Here is a 23,652-nt window from a genome sequence, read left to right on the forward strand (position 1 = left end):
TAAAAGGTCAGTTTAAATGACTAACAAGTTAATACAAATGATTTTTACCATAAGGCACTTCAAGCATATTACTGGCCACTTTTTCACTCTGGCCACACATTTCATCGTATGCACTGGTGTGCCGCAATACCATTTGCGCATAACTAAGGTGGTCGAGTCGTTTTTGAATATGCAATGGACTTAAGCCACGGATAAACTCCCCCCTGCTCATCCGTTATATACCCAAACCACCTCAAGATGCGAGTTTCAGTTGGAATTAAAAGCGATTTAGGCAAGGCATTGATTGCAAGTAATAGTGGTTCTATTGTTAAAATCAATAACGCAGTATAAATCGCTTTTAAACCAACCCATTGGGCGCTTCACAGGCACTTACTCTCATCGTTGTTACTTCTTAAAAGGGATTGCCATTCTTGCAAAGTAACGCCTTGATATTAAGCCCCTGTGAAACGCTGAATTCTGTATATTGAGGTGGCTTGGGTATATAGTACTCAACATTATTGATCATCACCGACACATTGTATAAAGCCATTTCCAATGAGTGAACAATGACTTTTTGCAAAGGCTGATGGTTTTTAAGTTCTGATAATTTAATCGCCATGGTAAAACCCTTTTTACAGTGGATTAAGTGATCTGTACGTTGCTTTGATATACTTTGATCAATTTAAACCGAAGCGACTTAATTTATGAGCGAGAAAACTCGTCTAGCTAAATACCTTGCCCATGCTGGCGTTTGTTCTCGTAAACAAGCCTCGCGGCTAATTGATGAAGGTGTGGTGAGCGTAAATAACCGCCCAGCCAATCATATTGATCACGTTGATGATAACGACGATATACGTGTCAATAGCACGCGTATCCAAGGTAAAGCCGCACGGGTTTATTACGCTTACCACAAACCCGTGGGCATTGATTGCAAGCTTAATCAACATGATCCAAGCAGCTTAATTCACCATCTACCAACAAATACCCGTGTATACCCGATTGGCAGGCTAGATAAAGATTCTCGTGGTCTGTTAATACTGACTAATGATGGTGAATTTTGTAATCAGTTGATCCACCCTGACTTCCACCAACCAAAACGCTATTTAGTCACCGTTGACAAACCTTTGGATGACGACTTTTGCCAAAAAATGGCTCAGGGCGTTCCTGTAAATAAACAAATCACCTTACCCTGTACGGTGGAAAAAATAGCCGACTGCCAGTTCAGTATTATTTTAAAGCAAGGCCTTAATCGCCAAATCCGGAAAATGGCTCATTACTGTGGCTATACGGTGATTGATCTATATCGTGAGCAAATTAGCGACCTTAATCTGGCTACGCTCAACCTCCCTGAAAACAGCTACCTTAAAATCAATAAATCCGATATTTTAAAAAATTAATTATTTTTTACACAAAACAGTTGCAAATAATGATTACAGGTGTAATCTTAATTTATAGATTACATTTGTAGGCAACATATTAATGATTGAATTATCGAAAGCAGAATTTGAAGTACTCGATGCACTTTGGTTGAGCTACCCAGCAACAGCGAGCCAAATTATTGAACGCTTAAGCGATGAAAAGCAGTGGCACGAAAAAACCATTAAAACCTTGCTCGGTCGGTTAGTTAAAAAAGGCGCTTTGAGCTTTGAAAAAGATGGCCGGCAATATATTTACACGCCCTGTATGGAACGTGCTGAATACACGCTAAAAGAAAGCCAAAACTTTATTGAGCGATTTTTTAGTGGCCGCATTGCACCTTTAGTTAGTGGTTTTGCGAAATCTGAGCAACTTTCTCAACAAGACATCAACGAGCTAAAAAAAGTCATTGATGACTGGGAAAAACAGCAAAAGTAAGGATTTAAGATGCTAGAAATAACCTTAAACTGGCTGATTGAGCAACAACTATTGCTCAGCATACTGATCGTTAGCCTGCTCATTTTAGAGCGCTATTTGTTAAAATGGCTCAGTGCAAACTTTGTCTATAAGCTATGGCTGCTAATACCCATCGCCCTGTTGCTTGCTAATTTACCAGCCCATTTAAAACCATTACAAAGTGCAGCTATAAGCACTATGTTGATCACTCCAAATCAAGCCTTGGTAGCTGATTTCAGCATTAATTGGGCGCTACTGTATGGCGTGGTATTCAGCTTATTGGCTGTGATTGCCACGCTGACACACCAACGCTTTATCAAGCAACTGCGTTTGACTGCTCTTAATGATGAACAGTTTGCAAAGGATAATCCAGGTATTCAGTTACTACAAAGTGATGCTATCAGTACACCGATGGTGATTGGTTTATTACGTACTCAGTTAGTGTTGCCAACTGGCTATTTGCAAAAAACCGATAGCGTCTCATTAAAGCTGATCATTGAGCATGAACAAGTACATATAAAGCGTGCCGATAATTTGCTCAATATGCTGTTATTGATGACCACTTTGGTGTTTTGGTTTAACCCGCTAGCATGGATAGGTTACCTGAGTTTCAGGCGCCTACAAGAGCTGTCATGTGATGAAAAAGTTCTAATCAATAAGAGCATCCAACAACGAATTTTATACAGCAAGGCCCTCATTAATTGCGCAGCGAATAGTCGTGCAGGCTTGATGGCTTATTCACACTATGGAGATAAAAACACTATGTTACAACGACTCAATCAAATCAAACACAATGGCAATAGCTCAAGGGTTGCCAAGGGCGCACTGCTAATTTTTGCCGCAGGGATGTTAAGCAGCGTTGCTATTGCTAAACAGCCAGCAGCAAAAGCCGCACAGCAGTCGATTGCACCGATTATGCGAATTGAGCCTTTATACCCGATACAGGCAGCTGAACAAGGTATCAGCGGTTCAGTAGTATTAAAATACGATATTAGCCCAGCCGGAAAGACACAAAATGTGTCGGTTGTGAATGCCAAGCCTGAAGGGGTATTCGATAGAGAGGCAAAAAAAGCGTTAATGCAATGGCAATATAAGCCTTCTGATTCGGGCTTTAAAGATGTATTGGTACAGCTAGACTTTGCTATAGATAAAGATTACAAATCAGCAGATCTTATTGAAAAGGTGACTGTTGCGGCTAAGTAAATTTTAACAAGCGAAGACTCTAAAGCAAGCGCCTTATTTAAGCCGCTTGCTTTGGCGTTTTAGTTGTTTTTAAATACACACAATAATCATGGCAACTGCGGTTGCTAACCCAACAAACCAGACTAATGAGCGCAGTACATCTAAATTTAGATAATAAAAAACACAATATAAAGTACGCGAAATAATATGAGCAATAGCCAGTAATTCCGTGACTTGATGAACGTTATTAGTACCTAGAACTACGGCTAAAGCCACTGCAAATACTGCCAGTGATTCAAAGCAATTTTGATGTGCAGCCAAAGCTCTTGCACCAAAGCCCGTTAGTTTAGATTGTTGGTCACGAGGATGCTTATTGTCATAGCCATTTAGCTTGTTCATCGCAACTGCCACGGGTGCTTTGGCAAAGTAAGGCATCAACACAGCAAGCAGCGCACAAATTAATAAAATAGTCATTATTACTCCTTATCGTTGTGCTCATCAACTTAACATAGCTAAGCGCATAGTGTAAAAAACCGAGTAATAAAAAAGCCGCCGTTGCTTACTAAACAATAGCGGCTAACAATAACATCACTTTAACTATAGCTCAGTGTGAGCATTTTGCAGCTGTGACATATTGTCGCAGTTGAGATATTTTCATTTTTACTATTCTTAGTTCGCTTTAGCACCCTTGCACTGGTAACGTATCCGCCTCTCTCACTTGCTATTTTTTCATTATGATCTGGATCTTTTTAACTATTTTAGCTGCTTTTATGCAGTCATGGCGCAACGCTTTACAAAGTAAGCTAAGTGCACATGTCAGTGTTGCAGGCGTCACTTTAGCGCGCTTTATACTGGCAAGCCCGCTTGCATTAGCTTATTTAATTGCATTATATAGCTACCAAGATGCCCCCTTACCCTCTTTCAACCTTATTTTTATTGGTTATATTGTCGGCGCAAGCATAGTGCAAATTATTGCCACTGGGCTGATGGTGAAATTATTTAAAATGAATAATTTTGCAGTCGGTGCGGGACTTGCGAAAAGTGAAGCGCTGGTTGCCGCCATTTTGGGAGTGTTGTTTTTTGGCGCGACGCTATCTTTACTCGGCTGGCTTGGCGTATTTCTTGGATCAATTGCAGTATTACTATTAAGTGGCATTACGAATATTAAGCACTTTAGCCTCAAAACCGCCTTGTTAGGTTTAGCCTGTGGCACCGCATTCGCCCTTTCTTCGTCATGGATACGTGAAGCAAGCCTAAACTCAGGCCTGTCGTTTCCTTATTCAGCAGCATGGGTTTTACTGCTTATTATTAGCCTACAAACCATTATGCTTTGTGGCTATATTGCAGTAAAAGAGCGCCCTACATTTCGCGCTATGTGGGCACATAAAAAAACCACCAGTGCAGTGAGTTTCTTTAGTTGTGTCGGTTCGATTGGCTGGTTTAGTGCGATGAGTTTACAGCATGTCGCCTATGTTAAAACCTTAGGACAAGTGGAAGTGTTTTTTACTATTTTGATCTCAGTGTTGTGGCTCAAGCAACCATTAAAACGCCAAGACAGCGCAGGGCTGCTATTAATTGCCATTGCGGCGGTGTTAGTGATGTTGCCTTCGATCTAAGCAACAACGGCGGCTCACTGTAACGTGGCCGCCTTTCATTTTTTAATCCACTGAATTAATGACTAATTTTTAAGGTGATCACGCCGCTGATGATCATCAACACCCCGGCAATACGACCAAATGTCGCCGCATCGTTATAAAATAAAATACCGACAATAAATGTTCCAGCTGCACCTATACCGGTCCATACCGCGTAAGACGTGCCCATCGAGATATCACGCTGTGCCAGCCATAACATAAAACCACTGGCGACCATAAACGCCACAGCAATGCCAATACCTAACCAGCGATTTTCACCCTCTTGCGACATTTTTAATCCCACCGGCCAACCAATCTCCAATAAGCCGGCAATAATTAAATAAATCCACGCCATTAATTTTCTCTCTTTTTCAATATTACATCGTACAGATCCTCACGACGATCTTTTAAGTTACGCACCGTGCCTTCACTGTGCAAAACTTTTAATTTATCCATATCTAAATCACTAAATAACAGCATTTCAGTATTGGGGGTTGCTTCATTAAGCGTCGCATCATGAGGGAATGAAAAATCAGACGGTGTTAATACCGCTGATTGTGAATACTGCACATCAAGACTTTCTACTTCCGGTAAATTACCCACAGAGCCGGCAATAACCACGTAGCATTCGTTTTCAATCGCCCGTGCTTGTGCACAGTGACGTACTCGTAAATAACTATTTTTAGTGTCGGTCCAAAATGGCACAAACAAAATATCTAAACCTTGTTTTGCTAAAATTCGTGACAATTCAGGAAATTCAACATCGTAGCAAATTTGAATACCCACGCGACCCGCATCGGTATCAAATACCGCAATTTTATCGCCGCCTTGGATCACCCAATCATTTTGCTCATGAGGGGTGATATGAATTTTACGTTGTTCGTCAATTTTACCGCTGCGATGACACAGATAACTGACGTTATAAATTTTATCGCCTTCAGCCAGCGGCATTGAGCCGGTAATAATATTAGCGTTATATTCAATCGCCATGCGCGACATCGCATCACGGAAAGTCTCTGTATATTCAGCTAAATAACGAATAGCCTCGGTTTGATTTCTTTGCTCACTAAGTCCCATAAGTGGTGCATTAAAAAACTCAGGGAAGAGAATAAAATCACTTTTATAGTCAGACACTGTGTCTACAAAATATTCAACCTGGGTGAGCATTTCTTCAACCGACTCAACACTGCGCATTTGCCACTGTACTGCGCCAACTCGTACTATCGACTTTGTTGATTCAAGTACCGTGTCGGTCGGTTCAAACATAATGTTATTCCACTCAAGTAGCGTGGCATAACCCACCGAATTTTGATCTTCCGGTAAATATTTTTTAAGCAACCGTTTAACCTGAAAATCATTCGATAATTGAAAACTTAAAATTGGATCATACAGCTCTTTATGATCGACCTTGGCAATATATTCTGTTGGACTCATGTCACTGCTGTGGTTGTAATAACGCGGAATACGTCCACCAGCCAAAATAGCCCGCAGATTATACTGACGACACAATTCTTTACGCGCATCATAAAGCCTGCGCCCTAAACGCATACCACGATGAGTAGGCGAAATAACCACATCCAACCCATACAGCGCATCACCATCAGGGTCACTAAATACCCGATCATGGCCGTCAACAATATCTTCATAGGTGTGCGGATTAGAAAAACGCGTGTAATCCACTTGCACGCTCAGCGCAATCCCTACCAGCACGCCATCATCCACCATGCCCAACTGTCCTTCCGGGAACTGGTCAATCAACCGAAATATAGTATGGCTTGGCCACGCACCACCTAAATCTGGATAAGCTTGATCCATCAAGGTTTTTACTTGTGGATACTGCTCTTTGGTTAAATTACAAATCTCTAGATGGGTTTTTTCTGCCGACATACACAACTCCTTTAGGCGTAGGACATTAAATTTGATATTCAATACGACATCATACCTTTTCAGCTCTGAACGTTTGCTTAGTGCAGCATACTTAGCGCTGGTTTATTTTTAAGATAGCACCAACAACTGTATTGAAGTAAGTATAAGTAGGTATAATTTTTAATTTTACACCTCTTTGCACATTTAAAGCTCACTTACAGGTAAGATTGTGATCTCATGAATTAGTGTTTGCGGTAATAGCGGCGTTGGTTTTGCAGCTACGTAGTCATCAAATCCTGCGCGATAAAAAGACGATAATGGATGCCCTGATTGACCACCGGGAATGGCCATTATGGCGTTTTCTAAATGCCCAGGCTGAGCAATAAAGCGCTGCGACGCCCCAAAACTTCGCCCCTGCACTGCTGGCATATAACTATCGCCAAACCCTGCGGCGGTCGGCATATTTAATAATTTACTGAGCTGCGGTATTTGCTGGGCGAATGGATGCTCAATAACTAATGCATTCACTGTACCCCACTGCCAAGCTTTTAAGTTACTGCCAAATTCTTTACTTAAGTTACTGACAACTTGACGAAATGAATCAGTTAATTGTGCATCCCAATCAGCAAATTGTGGATTTAACCAGCTGCTTGGTTGCTGTTCAATAAGCTGCCATATTGCCGGCTCTAAATCACGTTTAACATACTTTAATGAACCGCCCTGAGCCTGCAGCTTTGCTTGCATAGCCGTAAATACACTATTAATAACTTCATCACGATAACGCCTAACCAGTGTATAGCCTATTGACGTTGCACAGGCACACCCTTGCCAGTTTTCTAATTCTGTTATGTATTGCTGATTAGCCGTACTATTTTTATTAAGCTGTTGCAGCAATAGACTATGCCACGGTTGTAAAAAGCGCGCCTGATTATCATGCTGTAACTGGTTAAAATCAGCTTCATTAAAGTGTTGCTTTTCATACAATCGATCACGAATTTGACTCGAGCGTGCTCCCAAGGCATAACCACCATTACCAAAACGCTGATCATCTTCAGCCGATACAACGCGAGAGTTCCCAGTCCATAAACGGCCATCAACAGGATTTTTGACTTCTGGCCTTTGCTGTTCATTATGCTGCCAAAGTGTTGAGTAATCATTTTCCTGAACAGCTAGTTCACTGGGCTTAATACGCCCTGGAATGGCTCCCATATTTTTCCAACCCGCATTACCTTGGCTATCTACCACCATTAAGTTTTGTACTGGAATACCTACTTCACTGGCAATCAGCAGCGCGTCATCGACTGTGGTTGCTTGTTCTAATTTCAATAAATCCATATCAACGGCATAAGGTTGATGGCCAACCCAGCTGAGCGCATAAGGCTGGCCATTAATTTCTCGCACTGGGCCGTACTCACTCAATGTCAGCTTATATTCTTCAATTGACCCATCGGGTAGTGCTATTTGTTCAACCTCTTGCCAGGTTTTACTATTATCAGTTAATGCAATCCAATCAGCCGTATCCAAATAGCCATTAGTAAATCCCCAGGCAATATTGTTATTAGTCCCTACCACAATGGCGGGTGCGCCAGGTAAGGAAACCCCTGTCACTTGGCTCGCTTTTCCTGACATTGCATAGTTAAGTTGCGCACGATACCAAATAACCGGCACCGCCATCGACAAGTGCATATCATCCGACAGCATCCCAGCCCCGGTGGTCGTTAACTGCCCTGTCACTGCCCAGTTATTACTACCGCGCTCTTGGTTTGCATCAATATTTAATAAAGCTTGTAAGGTTTGCTTAGGAAATTCAGGAATAGCTAAATTATAAGGTGCGAGTGTGCTGCCATCTAAAGCCGCTTGATATTGACTGGGTTGAGTTAAAAAACTGACCATCTCTGAGCCATAAATATCGGCAATTTGAATTAACGCTTGGTCACGCTCAAAGGTCGCTGTTTGTAAATCTAAGTACATACTGTAAATCACTAACAAGCTATCTTCACTGCGCCAAGGCTTTTGCTCTGCGCCTGTTAGTAAATATTCAAAGCTGCTAAAACCTACCTGCGCTAAGCCTTCGTTAACGCCAGCGGCATAACTTGTTAATAATGCTTGATCGGCTTGAGGCAATTGCTCAACGATCGCTGCACTGCGTTTTCGTAACTGGTGAAAGCGCATGTTTTTATCCAACCCTAATGCTGCTTTGCCAAACAGTTCACTCAATTCACCCGCCGCATTACGGCGCAATAAATCCATTTGAAAGAACCGGTCTTGGCCATGTGCGAAACCTAAACCATACGCGGCATCAAGGCGGTTTTCAGCTGAAATAACCGCTTGACCGAGTTGATCTCGAGAGATTTTTACCGCTTGGCTGACGTGGTTACTACGCCCATTACCATCAAGCGCCGGTAAGCTAATTGCCAGTACACCATAAATAACTGCCGTTGCAGCTAACCCTAAAATAACGATTGCCAACACCAACCACTTAATTACTTTAAACATGAACCGGTCCTTTCACTGTGAATTAGTTCTATCATAACCATAGTTTTATGAAAAATAATGTTCTTCACTCGTTTCAAGGAAATAAATTCCAACTGGCCCCAAAATCAGCTCATCGATCATCACGATTAACAGTTAATCTGGCAGCTAACATGCCGAAATTTAAATAAAAATAAAAAGTGCGATTTACCAGGACTATTTTTATTTCCACGATAAATTGACTATAGTTGAACAGCCGATTCTAAAATGCACTAATCTTAATGCCATTGCCAAAAACAGATGATTATAAACAGGTATATAAATTCAAACTGACATTTTGGTTTTCACTCGCCTTTATTCTATTTATCAGTTTAGTACTTGATCAGGTCAGCTATAACCGTGCCAAACAATCTCACCGGCTATTAATTCTGTCTGAGGTGAGTAGCTACCGTACTCAACTTGAATCAACCTTAGTGTCGAATATTCAACTTGTCCGTGGTTTAGCCGTCGCTGTTGCCGCAGAGCCTAATTTAGATCAACAACGTTTTGCACAAATCGCCGCGCCATTATTCGACACCTCATCTGAATTACGCAATATCGGTGGCGCACCTGATATGGTGCTGAGTATGACTTATCCGTTAGCTGGCAATGAAAAAGCGATTGGTCTAAATTTTTTAGCAAACAAAGCACAACACGCCGATGCTATTCGTGCCCGTGACAGCAATGAAATAGTTATGGCAGGTCCTCTCACTTTAGTTCAAGGTGGCGAGGCCTTAATTGCCCGAGTCCCTGTTTATCTTCCCCCTGATAAACATTTTTGGGGATTACTCTCTGTGGTACTCGACATTGACAAAATATACACTAAAGCAGGTATCTACGAATTAGAAGAGCACTACGATGTCGCCATTCAAGGGCGTAATGGCTTAGGTCTAAAAGGGGAGTTTTTCTGCGGCAGCTCTGAAATTTTAAAGCACAACCCACTAGCATTTAAGTTAACTTTTCAAGGCGGAGAATGGGAAATTTTTGTTTCTCCAAAAACAGGCTGGGCGCCACCAAGCTCCGCAATATGGCCATTACGATTAGCAATATTTACAATTTGCGGACTACTAATTTTAGCATTTTTAGTGTTCTTAAAAATGCTCAACCGCCAGCTACAAAATGAAAAAATGTTAATCACTATGAGTAGCTTAGCAAAAATTGGCGCGTGGTCATTTAACCTCGAAACACAGCAAGTATATTGGTCAGATATGACCAAAGAAATTTTCAAATATCCTTTAGATGAACAACCCAACTGGCCAAAGAACCTTGCTTATTTTAAAGCTGGAGAAAGCCGTAATACTATAAAAGAACTCGTTGAGCGAGCGATAAAATACGGTGAAAGTTACGAAGTAGAACTCGAAGTAATTAATTCTCAGAACCAATCCGTGTGGGTATTAGTACATGGCGAAGCAGAGATCCGTAATGGCCGTTGTGTAAGGATTTTTGGCTCACTGCAAGATATAAACACCCGCAAATGTATTGAATTAGAAAGCAATAAAACTGCACGGCACAACGAAGCTCTTGCCTCTCTTACGGTTAATAGCGCGGTGCTCACTGGTAATTTAAAACAAGCAAAAGATATTATCACGCAATCAGTTTGCGATGCCTTAAATGTCGAACGCGCCAGTATTTGGCTGTTCAATGATGCAAAGGATCAATTACAGTTATTTGCCCATCACGGTAGACACGCTCCAGATAATACGATATTGCAAACATGGCAGCATAGTGAGCTACCACATTTTTTTACCGCCATTAATCATCAAGCAGTGATCTGCGCCCCTAATACACTTAGCAACGAACTGACAACGCCACTCACAGAGCACTATTTAGCGCCTTTAGAAATACAATCTATGCTAAGTGCTTCTATTCCAGCAGGGAGCGGCGCCATTGGTATTGTCTGTGCTGAGCATTGCCTGCATCCACGGGCATGGTCTCGCAACGAAGAAAGCTTTCTAATCGCTGTAGCCGCTTTAATTGGCAGCTTATATTCTAGCGAACAACGTATAGAAACAGAGCAACAGTTAGTAAAAGCCAAGGAAGCTGCTGAAAAAGCGGTGGCCGCTAAAGGGGAGTTTTTAGCTAGTATGAGCCACGAAATTCGCACCCCGATGAACGGGGTGCTCGGTATGCTGAATATTGTGCAGCAAACCCCGCTAGATCCCCAGCAAGCCCATCACATTGAGTTAGCGCAATCATCAGCGCAATCGCTGCTTAACATTATTAACGATATTTTGGACTTTTCAAAAATTGAAGCGGGTAAATTAGGTATTGAAGAAATTGCCTTTAATTTGCCGAAATTACTGGGGGAAATTGTCGAATCATTTGCCCTCAAGGTCGAGCAACAAAATACTAAACTGGTTTTAGATGCCACTAAAATTGATGTTAATGAAGTTATTAGCGATCCAAACAGGCTACGGCAAATTATTAATAACTTGCTCGGTAATGCGGTTAAATTCACTCACGATGGAGAAATTATTGTCATTGCCGATTTAAAAAATACCACTGATGGTACTTTTTTAAATTGCTCAATAATTGATACTGGGATTGGTATAAAAGCCGATAAGCAAGCATCGTTATTTGATTCTTTCACGCAAGCAGATACCTCAACCACTCGCCAATATGGTGGCACAGGTTTAGGACTGGCGATTGTTAAGCAGCTCTGTAATTTAATGAATGGCGAAATTAACGTTACCAGTGTTTACGGGCAAGGTAGTACGTTTACTTTTTCAATTAAAGTACAGCCGCTACTAAGTAGAGAGCAAGATTTACCGAGCCATTTAATCAAAAATAAACGCATTTTAGTTGTTGATAGCTGCCCTTTAAATAGCGCAATTGCTCATAAACAACTGCATGTATGGGGCGCACAAGCTGATATTGTCGGCCACTATCCAAGTATTACCCAGTACTTAACAACAAGTGAGGCACCTATTGATGCTATTTTGCTTGATTATAGCTTTACTCAACAAGTCGATAGCACAGTGATGAACACGCTCCAAAGCTACCTACATGAGCACCAAGTAAAGCTGATCCTAATGGCACCGATGAGTTTCTCGCAAGAGCATACCTCCTTGTCGGTCAAGGTTGATTGCATGATATTTAAGCCTCTAACTCCTTCTGATTTATTTGACTCGCTGGCAAATGACAAGTTTATTGAACAACAACAAAATAACCCTGTATTACATAGCAACATTGCAATAAATAACGTGCACTTTGCAAATCAAGACAAAATTCTGCTAGTAGAAGACAACAAGGTCAATCAAGTGGTTGCCTGTGCTTTGCTTAAACAAGCCGGTATTAATTTCGATATTGCTGAAAATGGCCTTGCAGCAATTGAGCAACTAAAAAGTAATTCTGCGCAACCATACAAGTTATTATTAATGGACTGCCAAATGCCAGAAATGGACGGCTACCAAGCAACTCGCGCTATCCGTAATGGGGATGCCGGAGAGCATTATAAAAACGTAGCTATCATTGCCTTAACAGCGAATGCTATGCAAGGCGATAGAGACAAATGCCTAACTGCGGGCATGAGTGATTATCTAACCAAACCGCTCGATTTTGAGACGCTTAATCCGAAATTACAACAATGGCTTGATAAACAATAAAAGTGTAAGCTTAGGCATAACAAAAGAAGGATTTATTATGCAACTTACCGCTATTGAACAACGTGTGATCGGCTGCTTACTTGAAAAACAAAGCACCACACCAGAGCATTATCCGCTGTCACTCAATGCATTAACTAACGCGTGTAATCAAAAATCGAACCGTGACCCCGTACTCACTCTTAGTGAAACGCAAGTACAAGAGGCGTTAGACGCTTTACTCGCGCAGCGCTTAGTCACACAAGATGAAGGATTGTCTGGCCGCGTAACCAAGTTTGCACATCGTTTTTGCAACACCGAATTTGGTAATTTACAATTAACCGAGCAACAACGTGCCATTATTTGTCTCATGTTACTGCGTGGCCCACAAACTCCTGGTGAATTAAGAACCCGCAGTAATCGACTCGCAGAGTTTAATAATGTGACTGAAGTTGAATCAGCATTAAATGCCTTGATCAACGCAGAGCATGTGCTAAAACACCCGCGCGAACCAGGTAAACGTGAAAGCCGTTACAGCCATTTATTTGCGGATCCACAAAGTGCCGTTACTGTCGCTGTAGAGCCGCCTGAATTAGCAGCACTCAAAACTGTTGAATTCAATGAGTTGCTTACAGAAATTGATCAGTTAAAAGCCGAATTACAAAAAATTAAACAACACCTAGGGCTTTAATTTAGCCTTTGCCAATAACATAATAATGACAACATTAACTATTAGGAGTCAGCATGCGTGCCGAGATCATGGCTGAAATGAAAGTTCAACCAAGGATAAACGTTGAGCAGGAAATTACCCGACGCGTTAACTTTATCAAAAACCGCCTTGTGGCAGCACATTCACGTTCTTTAGTGCTGGGGATCAGTGGTGGCGTAGATTCATCTACTTGTGGCCGCTTATGCCAACTCGCCGTTAATGAATTAAATGCACAGCAACAAACTGACAAGTATCAATTTATAGCTGTTCGTCTGCCCTACGGCATTCAAGCCGACGAAGCTGAAGCGCAATTAGCGGTTGATTTTATTCAACCTAGTAAACGGCTAACGGTTAATATCAAACCCGCCGCAGACGGCATGCACGAACAAGCATTAGCGGCGGTGGTTGGCTGTGGTGAAACATTGCCTGAACAAGCGCAAATTGATTTTATTAAAGGCAATGTTAAAGCACGTCAACGCATGGTTGCGCAATATGAAATTGCTGGTTTCTGCCAAGGGCTGGTAGTGGGTACTGACCATAGTGCCGAGAACATTACCGGTTTTTACACTAAGTTTGGTGATGGTGCCTGTGACTTAGCCCCCTTATTTGGTTTATCAAAACGCCAAGTACGCGCTTTGGCAAAGCAACTCGGTGCGCCTGAGTTACTAGTGAATAAAACCCCAACCGCGGATTTAGAATGCGATCGCCCAGGCCTTACCGATGAAGAAGCTCTTGGTTTAAGTTATGAACAAATTGATGACTTTTTAGAAGGCAAAACCGTCAGTGATGAAGTCACTGAAAAGCTCATTGCTATTTATCAACGCACTCAACATAAACGCCAAGCCATCCCAACAATTTACGATTAATTGCATACTGACGAACTGAGTGCAGGCCAGCAGCAATAAAGAGCCTGCACTGATGATCCTTCTCTTATCGTCAACCGTAATGTACAACTCAATGATGCGGTAATGACTTTGCCACGCTAATGGGTGAAACATTACTGTAATTTAGATTATAGTTAGCTTATTAATACTTAGCGCTAAATAGAGAATACAGCATTTTATGACATCGCCCATTTTAATTACTGGCGCAGGCCAACGTATTGGCTTAGCACTTGCTCAGCATTTTATTGCCGCTGGCCAAGCTATTATTGTGACTTACCGTACTCGCCATAAAACAATTGACGATTTAGCGCAACAAGGGGCTATTTGTATCGCTGCAGACTTTACTGATGATAATGCTATTGCAGAGTTTATTAAGCTATTAAAAAGCCATACTGGCAGCCTCAAAGCGATTATTCATAACGCCTCAAGCTGGGATTGTGAAGCCAATAATCCAGACAGCGCGACACTATTTGATAATATGATGCGTATCCATGCCAAGACGCCTTATTTGATCAACCTTGCCTGCAGTGAGTTATTGCAATGCCACTACGAGCAATATCATCAGCCAGCCGACATCATTCATTTAACAGATTATGTTGTCGATACTGGTAGCCCAAAACACTTAGCCTATGCAGCCAGTAAAGCTGCGCTTGATAATTTAACTAAATCGTTTGCTGCTAAGTATGCGCCACAGATAAAAGTCAATGCAATTGCACCTTCGCTGATTATTTTTAATGAACACGATGATGAAGCGTACCGTGCTAAAACGTTGAAAAAATCATTAATGGGCATCGAACCAGGTTGCCGTGAAATCATTAACAGTGTCGATTTATTACTCAATAGCCATTACATCACAGGGCGTTCATTACCCGTTGATGGCGGCAGGCACTTAAAATAACTAATTTAAAACTGAGAAATTTATGCATAACGAATTAAAGAATAGTTACCAAGAGATCATTGCAGCCGTAGGCGAAGACCCACAACGCGAAGGGCTGCTAGACACACCAAAACGTGCCGCCAAAGCGATGGAGTATTTAACTAAAGGCTATCGTCAAACATTAGACGAAATCACCAACAATGCCGTATTTACCTCTGATGCTGACGATATGGTACTAGTACAAGATATAGAGCTTTACTCGATGTGCGAACACCATTTACTGCCTTTTGTTGGCCGCTGTCATATTGCTTATATTCCTAACGGCAAAGTACTTGGATTATCTAAATTTGCGCGTATCGTTGATATGTACGCTCGCCGCTTTCAAATTCAAGAGCAGTTGACTCATCAAATCGCTAAAGCGGTAGAAGAAGTGACTGGCGCCAAAGGCGTGGGTGTTATTGTTGAAGCAAAACATATGTGTATGATGATGCGCGGGGTTGAAAAGCAAAACTCCAGCATGCGGACATCAGTGATGCTAGGTAACTTTAGAGCAGACCCAAAAACCCGCAATGAGTTTTTGCAGCTTGTAAAAGGCTAAATCTATGGCCAATGCAATTATTAATGTAACTAACTTACGGCTGCGTACTTTTATCGGCTTTAACCCCGATGAGCGTGAAAAAAAGCAAGATGTAGTGATCAATTTAGAAATTCACTACCCCGCAGAACAAGCCTGTGAAACCGATCAAGTAGAACAAGCATTGAACTACAAAGTGATCACCAAAGAAGTCATTTCGCTGGTCGAACAAGGGCACTTTTTACTGCTGGAGAAGTTGGTCGCAGAGATACTAGAAGTGTGCCACCGCCACTCTAGCGTCAATTACGCTAAAGCGCGGGTTGATAAACCCCACGCCTTGCGCTTTGCAGACTCAGTGTCACTAACACTCGATTGGGCTAAAAATTAAATCAATTGCTCTAAACCTGAGGCAAAGGCCAGCACCACTAAATAACGAGCGCCTTTGCCAAGGGTAACAATCCATAAAAAGGTCCACCAGCGAACCTTAAAAATTCCACCAACTACAGTCAATGGATCGCCAATAATCGGCACCCATGCTAAAAATAAGCTGTACACGCCATATTTTTCAAAACGCTGCTGCGCTTTATCAATATTAGCCTGTGATACCGGAAACCATTTGCGGTCTTTAAAACGGATCACTTGGGTGCCCAACCAATAATTAACACAACTCCCTAACACATTGCCCACCGTTGCAGTGAGCCACAACAACCAAAGTAAATATTCGCCTTTGGTGACCATCGCCGTCAGTACCACTTCTGATGAGCTGGGCAACAAGGTTGCAGATACAAACGCGGTAAAAAATAACGTTAAATAAGCCATCTAAGCCTTTTTAAAGCGTATAAAAAACCCAGCAGAAGCTGGGTTTCAGTAAAATAAAGTATGCTTTATTTTATCAAATTTAAACTAAATGGATAGTTAAACTCTTTACCGTCATTAGTTTTTATTGCGCCAATCACCACCATAATAAATGAGAAAATAGCGACTATAGGTAATAAAATCACCCCAATAACTGCAAACATCAAAATAAAACACACTATATATGCAATAAGCATAGTGATTTGAAAATTAAGCGATTTACGGCCATGCTCCGCCACTAATGGCATCTCATCTTTTTTCACTAACCACACAATCAATGGACCAATAATACTGCCCATTGGGATTATGAATCCCGCCAATGCGCTTAAATGGCATAACATAGCCCACGTACGCTGTTCTTTATCTACCACAACTGGTTCAACCTGTTGATTATCTTCCATTATCATCTCCTTGTTTTTGTTAACACCTACATGCTGACCTTTTTCAGCCTTAATGTCTAGATTTTAATCAGCGTCGTCACTACTGCTAAACTGCAATAAGTGAGCAAAACAAACACACTCAATTTAGCCAAAGAATTAGGGCGTAACCTAAGTCACACCTTAATTGTAAAACGCTAGGGCCAGTTATTACTCTTTAATACCGGCTAAATCTAAAATAAAAGCATAGTTAAGTGCGGTATCCGCTAGGCTTTTAAAACGCCCTGAGGCACCACCGTGCCCCGCTTCCATATCGATTTTGAACAGTAATTTATTATCATCCGTTTTAAACTCACGTAGTTTTGCAACCCATTTTGCAGGTTCGAAATACTGCACCTGAGAATCATGCAAACCAGTCGTTACTAACATATTTGGATAGGCCTGTTTGCTTACTTGATCATACGGGGAGTACGACAGCATATAGTCATAATATAGTTTGTCGTTTGGATTGCCCCACTCACCATATTCGTTGGTGGTCAGCGGCAAACTGGCATCAAGCATAGTAGTTACTACGTCAACAAATGGTACTGCGGCAACCATGCCTTTATAAAGCTCTGGTGCTTGGTTTGCCACGGCGCCCATAAGTAAGCCACCGGCACTACCACCCATGGCGAATATTTGCTCTTGCGCGCCATACTGCTGGGCAACTAAGCTTTTGGTAACATCAACAAAGTCATTAAAGGTATTCTTTTTATTGAGTAGTTTGCCATCTTCATACCAAGGGCGACCGAGCATCTGCGATCCACGAATATGCGCGATAGCAAATACAAAACCACGATCGAGTAGACTCAAACGACCACTTGAGAAACTTGGATCCATGGTTGCACCGTACGACCCGTATGCATATTGTAGCAGTGGATTGGTGCCATCTTTTTTGAATTTATCTTTACGATAAACCAAGCTCACAGGTACTTTTACGCCATCTCGCGCGCTAATAAACAACCGCTCTGACGCATAGTTATCAGCGTTAAACTCACCAATGACTTGTTGCTGTTTTAATAATGTTTTATCTCCTGTGTTTAAATCAATATCAAAAGTGCTAGCGGGGGTGGTCATGCTAGTGTAGTAAACGCGTAGATTTGGGTTATCGAGCTCATTATTACCGTATGCAGTAACCCTATAACTGCTGTCATTAAAGCTCAGCTGCTGTTCATCACCCGTGGTTAAATTACGCACCGTTAAACGAGATTGGCCCATTTCACGTTCTTTATAAACTAAGTGATTAGCAAATAAATCAATCCCCTCAAGCTTCACTGCATCACGAGCTGGGATCACTGTTTGCCAATTTGCTTTATCATGCGCCTGATCTTTGTGTACTTTCATTAATTGAAAATTCACGGCGTTCAAATTGGTCACGATATAATAAAAATCAGCCAATTTTTCAATACTATACTCAAGGTTTTCTGCTCGCTCAATTAACCGCTTAGGCTGCGCCTTGACGTCATTAGCATCAATTACCGATACACCAGAAGCATTGGTACTAGCATGGAAAATATAAATTTCTTGCTGGTCTTTACTCTTACCAATACCAGTATAATAACTGGTATTGCTCTCTTCATAGATCAACTCATCTTCAGCTTGCGCAGTACCTAACGTGTGGCGATAGACTTGGTAACCTAATAAGGTTTGTAAGTCTTTTTTAATGTAATAAAAGGTTTTATTATCGTTAGCCCAGACAATTTCACCATCAGTGCCTTCGAGTTTATCTTCAAGCAATTTTCCTGTGCTCAAGTCTTTCACTAAAATAGTGTAAATTCGACGACTTACCGTGTCTTCGCCATACGCTAATAAATTACCATTTGGGCTAACTGATAACCCGGTTGCCGCATAATAGTCATGACCTTTCGCCAACTCATTAACATCCAATATAACGTGTTGATCAGTGCCCTTGTCATCGCCACTGCGAACATAAGTCGGGTATTCATTATCCCCACGGGTTTGTGATGAATAATAATATTGACCACTTTTAGTTGGCACGGAGTCATCATCTTTTTGAATGCGCCCTTTGAGCTCTTCAAACAAGGTGGCTTGCAACGATTCAGTGTGTTTTAGCATCGCATCTGTATAGCTGTTTTCTGCATTGAGGTGCGCAATTACCGCGGGATCTTGGCGTTCATCATCACGCATCCAGTAGTAATTATCGATACGTGTATCACCATGAATAGTCATTGCAAATGGTATTTTATTGGCTACTGGCGCTGTAATTTCCTGCACTACATTTTTCTGTGCCGTAGTTTGCTTATTTTGGGCTACAGTTGTTGAACTTTGTTCTGGTGCTTTATTACAACCAGCTAAAACCGCAAGCGACAAAATCGCTAATGCAAATGAGTGACCTGTTTTCATTGTTATTTCCCTAGAGTTATTATTATTCCACTACTTGCAATATATCTAACTACCTGTTGATTACCTATATTAGTTTGTAAAGCAATGTAAAAAGGGAGCCTAAGCTCCCTTTATATTTGTTTTCAGTTACTGATGTGCAACTGTTGCTTAAGTGATTAAGCCATTACTTTTGTTTGCGACGACGCATAAATGCAAACGGTGCTACAAGCAGTGTTAACCATGCTAGAGAACCAGAGTTGTCGTCGTCATCGTTCGCACGTAGATTGTTAACGTCAATCTCAACACTTACAGCTTTCGATACATAACCTTTGCTATCTTCAGCTTGAACACTGAAAACAATCTTTTTATCAAACTCATAGTCAATTTCACCCATAGTCACAATTGAACCATCTAACTGAACACTAACTAATGTTGTTCCAGATACAATAAAACGAGTAATTGGCGAAATATCCATATCAGGATCTGAGAATAGCAATTGACCCAACACGGTACCAATGGCAACATTTTCATCAGTTCTGAATTTTTGACCCCCCTCAATGACTGGGGCATGAGATTTAGGATCGGCGGTTACATTCAACATAACTTGCACAACTTCAGACTCTAAGCCGCTGTCATCCATTATTGTTACATCAAGAGTCATAGTTGGAGTTGCATAATAACTTAGGCTGCCAGTGACAACTAGCTCACCCTTATTATTAATACTAATTAAGTTTGTGTTTGCAACTGTACCACCAGTAACCATTGTTGCCGCACTTTCAAACAAACTATGATCAAGCAGACCAATCACTGTACCTTCGGCTGCGGATTCAATAATACTGAAATTTTGCCCTTTTGCTACAACTGGCAGCTCATCGGCATCATTGGTGATCGTTACTTTAATATCGGCTGCTGCAGATTCAGTACCAAGTAAATCAGTCGCCTTCACTGTTAAAATGATTTCTTTAACGTCAGACTCAAAATCCAACATACTCGTATTTTCAACCATGATATCGCCAGTTTCAGCATCAACCATTAAGCCTGGAGCAGACATACTAACAACAGTAAAGTTTGTTATACGCAGTGCTGGAGTATCTTCAAAACTAAGTCGACCAATAGTAATACCATCAAGTGCAGTTTCATTAATTGTAAATTCTGCTGCAACGAGGTTAGGCACAGCTGGAACAGCCGGAACACCAGTTACTGAATTAGTATATACATCTGTTCCTGTAGCTGAGGTCAATGCGAAATTACCATCAGCTCTAATTACAGCCTTCTGACCTGGTGCAAGTTCAGATAATTTAGTTTCAGCGTCTTCTGTCGATTCCAAAGTAACCACAGGATTACCTGTAAACACAGTAGAACCAACAGCACTATCGGTTTCAGAGAACACACCGGCTTGATAATTTGGATAACCAACTGAAGCTGCAATGTTAATTGTGCTGCCTAGCATATTTGCATCTAATCCTAACAAATTACTACATCCAGAGAAGGTCACTGTATCTTCACCAGCAGCATGATACATCGGTGTACCCCACTGCCACACATCCTCACCCGCGGCATCGATTTCACCAATTAATGTACGGCTGCGCCCAGGTATGGCTGCATCACGGCCAACATCATTAATATTCATCATAAAATGATCATAAACACCATCATTATCAATATCGAGATTCATACGAACACCGATTTGACGCATGTGGGTAATTTCATCTCGTAATTGAATTGAAGAGGTAATGAACACACCTGACTCACATGTCTCAGACGCATAAGCAGCAAATGTAGTTAAGAGAATATCAAAGTCAGCGTCGCGGTTCTCTTCACTTGTAGCAACCACTGATTCTGCAGTCGGTAATATCGTAGTCGCCCCCACATTGGTTACAACCAACTCGCCAATGCCATTCACTTCTTCATATGAGAAAGCTAACTCTGCACCGGCTTTAGGCAATGCATGGTAAACAATATGTAGATCACGGTCTGTATCTGCTGTTGAAGTGTCATCGAACACTAAGGCACCATCAAATTCAGCCATAGTCAGTGACGGACTACGAGCTGCTAGGTCATCTTGGCTAAATGGGTTTTCTAGAGTCCAAACAGGTAACTTAGTTGGATCTACAGTCATAGTTACATCAAATGTTGTTACGGCATTCGCTGCAACTGTAACGTCACGTGGAATATCAAAACTTACTGCAGCACTATCAACATCGTTCATGTAGCGCTCTTCGATACGAAGATCGTATGTTTTATCTGCATCTGAGAAGTTTTTCAGCGTCACAGTTTTAGTAAAGCTCGTTACTTCAGTCATACGCTCTAAACCAAATGATAATGCAGCTTGTTTGGTGTTAAATATCGTATCTTCAACCCATGCAGCAACCGGAAGGTTAACTGCTTTTTCCACATCAACTAAACCAGCACCGATTAAACTAATTGGTGCAAGCGGCGAATCTGGGTTAAGACTAAGTGGCTCAACAGTCACGTTTAGATCTGCGGCATTCATGATTGTCGCTTTGATTTCAAGCGCACTGCGCTCTGGATGCGCCTCACGAACAAGTGCAATTGCACCTGCTGTAATAGGACCAGAGAATGAAGTACCTGTAGCTGGGGCAAGTTGATCTTGCGTACCCGTGGCTGCAACCATAATCGCTGTACCTGGCGCTGTAATTTCAGGTTTTAATAAACCATCCATTGACGGGCCACGTGATGAGAATGAAGCCACTGCACCTGCGGTTACTTTACGCTCAACCTCGATGTTGTAAGTAGGCTGTTCGCCAGCAGTAAGTGCTGCCTTCATTGCTGCCCCAGCAGCAAAATTAATCCCTACATTTGGAATAGTTACTGCAGCATCAAAACCACCCATAGGCGCTGGTGTACCATCGTCGGTATTATTTGCAATGAATACAAATGCTGCACCACGGTTTTGAGCGCTTAATACTTTTTGAGTAAAGTTACATGCACCACGGTCAATTATAACTGCTTTACCGGTAAAATCAGTTTCTGCAGAGAATTCAACACAACCATCTTGATTTTCATCTGGGTAAACAACTTCAGCATCAGCATCCGTCATTACAAACGCAGTTTGCGGACCAAAACCTGAAGGCTGAATTACAGTTTCCGTACCTTCAACAGTACCAGAAGCAATGGCAATATCATTTGCTGGGTGAGTCATTGCGCCAACAGAAAGTGCATTAGGGGTGGTCGATGGGCCACCAATACGGAAAGGGTGATCGCCATCATTACCCGCAGAGATAACAACGTTTACACCCGCCTCTACTGCTTGTTGGATTAAGAATTGAGTGCCGCCACCGATATACGTGTCACCAAACTCACCACCTAACGACATATTAATTACATCAACACGATCTGCTGAATCACCATCACCATTTGGATCCATTGCCGCTTCTAATGCAGACACCTGTGCAGCACTTGGGCAACCGCCACCACACACTGAATACACATAAAGCTCCACTTCAGGCGCAATACCGGTCACTGAGTGAGAAACCGATGTACCATGACTTGTAGCATCACCAGTTGCTGGTGCAATTGATGGATCATTCTCTATTGGATCAGCATCGTCACGCATAAAGTCATAACCGCCCATGACTTGCCCTTGTGGCCAAGTAACGGTTGTTGGATCTACTTGAGCCGCTTCATACGCTTCAACAGTGCCTGCACCACCAAAAATTTTATGCGTGTAATCAATACCGGTATCTAATACTGCAACGGTTTGCGTTGAACCTGTATGCGTTCCACTCGTTACGATCGGTGATGCTTTGATATAATCCGCTGTAGCAGCAACATGTAAATCATAATCGAACATAGGCAATACGCGATCTACGCGAGAGTCTTGCGCAATGCGGTCTAACGCACCTTGGCTAGCTTGCACGATAAGTGTAGGCGCAAGTATTTTAGTTGAACCAAGCACTTTTACATTGCTATCAAGAGTAAAAAGCTTATCTTGAACCTGATTTTGTAACGTTTCTACATTAGCATAACTTTGGCGAGCATCTGAAACGCGGTACACGCCTCGCTCCATCATGTCAGCTGCGGTAGTTGCTTTAAGTACCACTAAGTACGCTGAAGGTTCATTTTTATTAACAATATCAGCCTGTGATATAGGTGTGTAACTAGTATGCTTAAGTGCGCTATTAATTGTTGTATTTGCATTTACAGCGCCAGCAATTAAGATACTTGATACGGCGGTTGCAACCGCTGTTCTTTTTATTAGATTGTTAGACATGATTTCCCCTAGGATATGTTATGTATTATTGTACTTATTAATGATCAAAAATTAAGTGAGGGTCTAATATAGAACTTCGCAACCCAGAATAACAACAATTCCATTACATACAAATTACATAAATCGGATGAAACC

20 protein-coding genes are annotated in these 23,652 nt (G+C 41.7%); 10 read left to right on the forward strand and 10 right to left on the reverse strand.

The window, feature by feature from the left end; all coding sequences use genetic code 11:
* Positions 1 to 28: 28 nt before the first annotated feature.
* Positions 29 to 211, reverse strand: a complete 183-nt coding sequence (locus ENH88_RS13585; protein ID WP_304182863.1) for a DUF6482 family protein — start codon at positions 209 to 211, stop codon at positions 29 to 31.
* Between the two features lie 180 nt (positions 212 to 391).
* Positions 392 to 598, reverse strand: coding sequence for a DUF6482 family protein (locus ENH88_RS23215; RefSeq protein ID WP_304182864.1), 207 nt, complete (start codon positions 596 to 598; stop codon positions 392 to 394).
* An 85-nt stretch (positions 599 to 683) separates the two neighbouring features.
* Between ENH88_RS23215 and ENH88_RS13595 the strand changes: the two genes are divergently transcribed.
* From ENH88_RS13595 to ENH88_RS13605, 3 genes are all read left to right on the forward strand, one after another.
* Positions 684 to 1,376, forward strand: a complete 693-nt coding sequence (locus tag ENH88_RS13595; protein WP_304182865.1) for a pseudouridine synthase — start codon at positions 684 to 686, stop codon at positions 1,374 to 1,376.
* A gap of 82 nt (positions 1,377 to 1,458) precedes the next feature.
* A complete protein-coding gene (locus ENH88_RS13600) occupies positions 1,459 to 1,833 on the forward strand; it encodes a BlaI/MecI/CopY family transcriptional regulator (protein ID WP_064666829.1) in 375 nt (124 codons plus the stop codon).
* A 9-nt stretch (positions 1,834 to 1,842) separates the two neighbouring features.
* The gene (locus ENH88_RS13605; protein ID WP_304182867.1) at positions 1,843 to 3,054 is read left to right on the forward strand and encodes a M56 family metallopeptidase; all 1,212 of its coding nucleotides are present in this window, start codon (positions 1,843 to 1,845) and stop codon (positions 3,052 to 3,054) included.
* A 69-nt stretch (positions 3,055 to 3,123) separates the two neighbouring features.
* Here ENH88_RS13605 and ENH88_RS13610 read toward each other — a convergent pair whose 3' ends face one another.
* Positions 3,124 to 3,507: an MAPEG family protein gene (locus tag ENH88_RS13610; protein ID WP_304182870.1), complete on the reverse strand. Its 384-nt coding sequence runs from the start codon at positions 3,505 to 3,507 to the stop codon at positions 3,124 to 3,126.
* A 260-nt stretch (positions 3,508 to 3,767) separates the two neighbouring features.
* Here ENH88_RS13610 and ENH88_RS13615 point away from each other — a divergent pair, with 260 nt between their 5' ends.
* Positions 3,768 to 4,649 (forward strand): DMT family transporter, encoded by an 882-nt coding sequence (locus ENH88_RS13615; RefSeq protein WP_304182874.1) that lies wholly within the window; start codon positions 3,768 to 3,770, stop codon positions 4,647 to 4,649.
* 55 nt (positions 4,650 to 4,704) lie between these two features.
* On the opposite strand, the gene ENH88_RS13620 is transcribed toward ENH88_RS13615, so the two are convergent.
* The 3 genes from ENH88_RS13620 to ENH88_RS13630 form a co-directional block, all read right to left on the reverse strand.
* Positions 4,705 to 5,022: a DMT family transporter gene (locus tag ENH88_RS13620; protein WP_304182876.1), complete on the reverse strand. Its 318-nt coding sequence runs from the start codon at positions 5,020 to 5,022 to the stop codon at positions 4,705 to 4,707.
* Positions 5,022 to 6,554 (reverse strand): bifunctional GNAT family N-acetyltransferase/carbon-nitrogen hydrolase family protein, encoded by a 1,533-nt coding sequence (locus ENH88_RS13625; RefSeq protein ID WP_304182878.1) that lies wholly within the window; start codon positions 6,552 to 6,554, stop codon positions 5,022 to 5,024. The genes ENH88_RS13620 and ENH88_RS13625 overlap by 1 nt, the downstream gene beginning before the upstream one ends.
* Positions 6,555 to 6,737: 183 nt before the next feature.
* Positions 6,738 to 9,029, reverse strand: coding sequence for a penicillin acylase family protein (locus ENH88_RS13630; RefSeq protein ID WP_304182880.1), 2,292 nt, complete (start codon positions 9,027 to 9,029; stop codon positions 6,738 to 6,740).
* Positions 9,030 to 9,286: 257 nt separating this feature from the next.
* On the opposite strand from ENH88_RS13630, the gene ENH88_RS13635 reads away from it, so the two are divergent.
* The 6 genes from ENH88_RS13635 (at position 9,287) to folX (ending at position 16,057) form a co-directional block, all read left to right on the forward strand.
* The gene (locus tag ENH88_RS13635) at positions 9,287 to 12,649 is read left to right on the forward strand and encodes an ATP-binding protein (protein WP_304182882.1); all 3,363 of its coding nucleotides are present in this window, start codon (positions 9,287 to 9,289) and stop codon (positions 12,647 to 12,649) included.
* A 37-nt stretch (positions 12,650 to 12,686) separates the two neighbouring features.
* The gene (locus ENH88_RS13640; protein WP_304182883.1) at positions 12,687 to 13,316 is read left to right on the forward strand and encodes a YceH family protein; all 630 of its coding nucleotides are present in this window, start codon (positions 12,687 to 12,689) and stop codon (positions 13,314 to 13,316) included.
* Between the two features lie 53 nt (positions 13,317 to 13,369).
* Positions 13,370 to 14,200, forward strand: coding sequence for an ammonia-dependent NAD(+) synthetase (gene nadE, locus ENH88_RS13645; protein WP_304182885.1), 831 nt, complete (start codon positions 13,370 to 13,372; stop codon positions 14,198 to 14,200).
* Between the two features lie 196 nt (positions 14,201 to 14,396).
* A complete protein-coding gene (gene folM, locus ENH88_RS13650; RefSeq protein WP_304182888.1) occupies positions 14,397 to 15,116 on the forward strand; it encodes a dihydromonapterin reductase in 720 nt (239 codons plus the stop codon).
* A 22-nt stretch (positions 15,117 to 15,138) separates the two neighbouring features.
* The gene (gene folE, locus ENH88_RS13655) at positions 15,139 to 15,693 is read left to right on the forward strand and encodes a GTP cyclohydrolase I FolE (RefSeq protein WP_064666818.1); all 555 of its coding nucleotides are present in this window, start codon (positions 15,139 to 15,141) and stop codon (positions 15,691 to 15,693) included.
* 4 nt (positions 15,694 to 15,697) lie between these two features.
* Positions 15,698 to 16,057 carry a dihydroneopterin triphosphate 2'-epimerase gene (folX, locus tag ENH88_RS13660; protein WP_192540825.1) on the forward strand — a complete coding sequence of 120 codons (360 nt, stop codon included), beginning with the start codon at positions 15,698 to 15,700 and terminating at the stop codon, positions 16,055 to 16,057.
* Here folX and ENH88_RS13665 read toward each other — a convergent pair.
* The 4 genes from ENH88_RS13665 to ENH88_RS13680 all read right to left on the reverse strand — a co-directional run bounded on the left by ENH88_RS13665 (position 16,054) and on the right by ENH88_RS13680 (position 23,517).
* Positions 16,054 to 16,488 (reverse strand): YqaA family protein, encoded by a 435-nt coding sequence (locus ENH88_RS13665; protein WP_304182890.1) that lies wholly within the window; start codon positions 16,486 to 16,488, stop codon positions 16,054 to 16,056. The two genes, folX and ENH88_RS13665, sit on opposite strands and share 4 nt — an antisense overlap.
* 65 nt (positions 16,489 to 16,553) lie before the next feature.
* Entirely contained in the window at positions 16,554 to 16,925 is a 372-nt protein-coding gene (locus ENH88_RS13670) for a DUF4870 domain-containing protein (protein ID WP_192540823.1), read from the reverse strand.
* A 186-nt stretch (positions 16,926 to 17,111) separates the two neighbouring features.
* The gene (locus ENH88_RS13675) at positions 17,112 to 19,304 is read right to left on the reverse strand and encodes a S9 family peptidase (RefSeq protein WP_304182894.1); all 2,193 of its coding nucleotides are present in this window, start codon (positions 19,302 to 19,304) and stop codon (positions 17,112 to 17,114) included.
* Positions 19,305 to 19,467: 163 nt separating this feature from the next.
* Complete coding sequence (locus tag ENH88_RS13680; protein WP_304182896.1) at positions 19,468 to 23,517, reverse strand: S8 family serine peptidase; 4,050 nt, start codon at positions 23,515 to 23,517, stop codon at positions 19,468 to 19,470.
* Positions 23,518 to 23,652 lie beyond the last annotated feature (135 nt).

The sequence above is a fragment of the Pseudoalteromonas prydzensis genome (genome assembly GCF_011050055.1).
Classification (GTDB): Bacteria; Pseudomonadota; Gammaproteobacteria; order Enterobacterales; family Alteromonadaceae; genus Pseudoalteromonas; species Pseudoalteromonas prydzensis_A.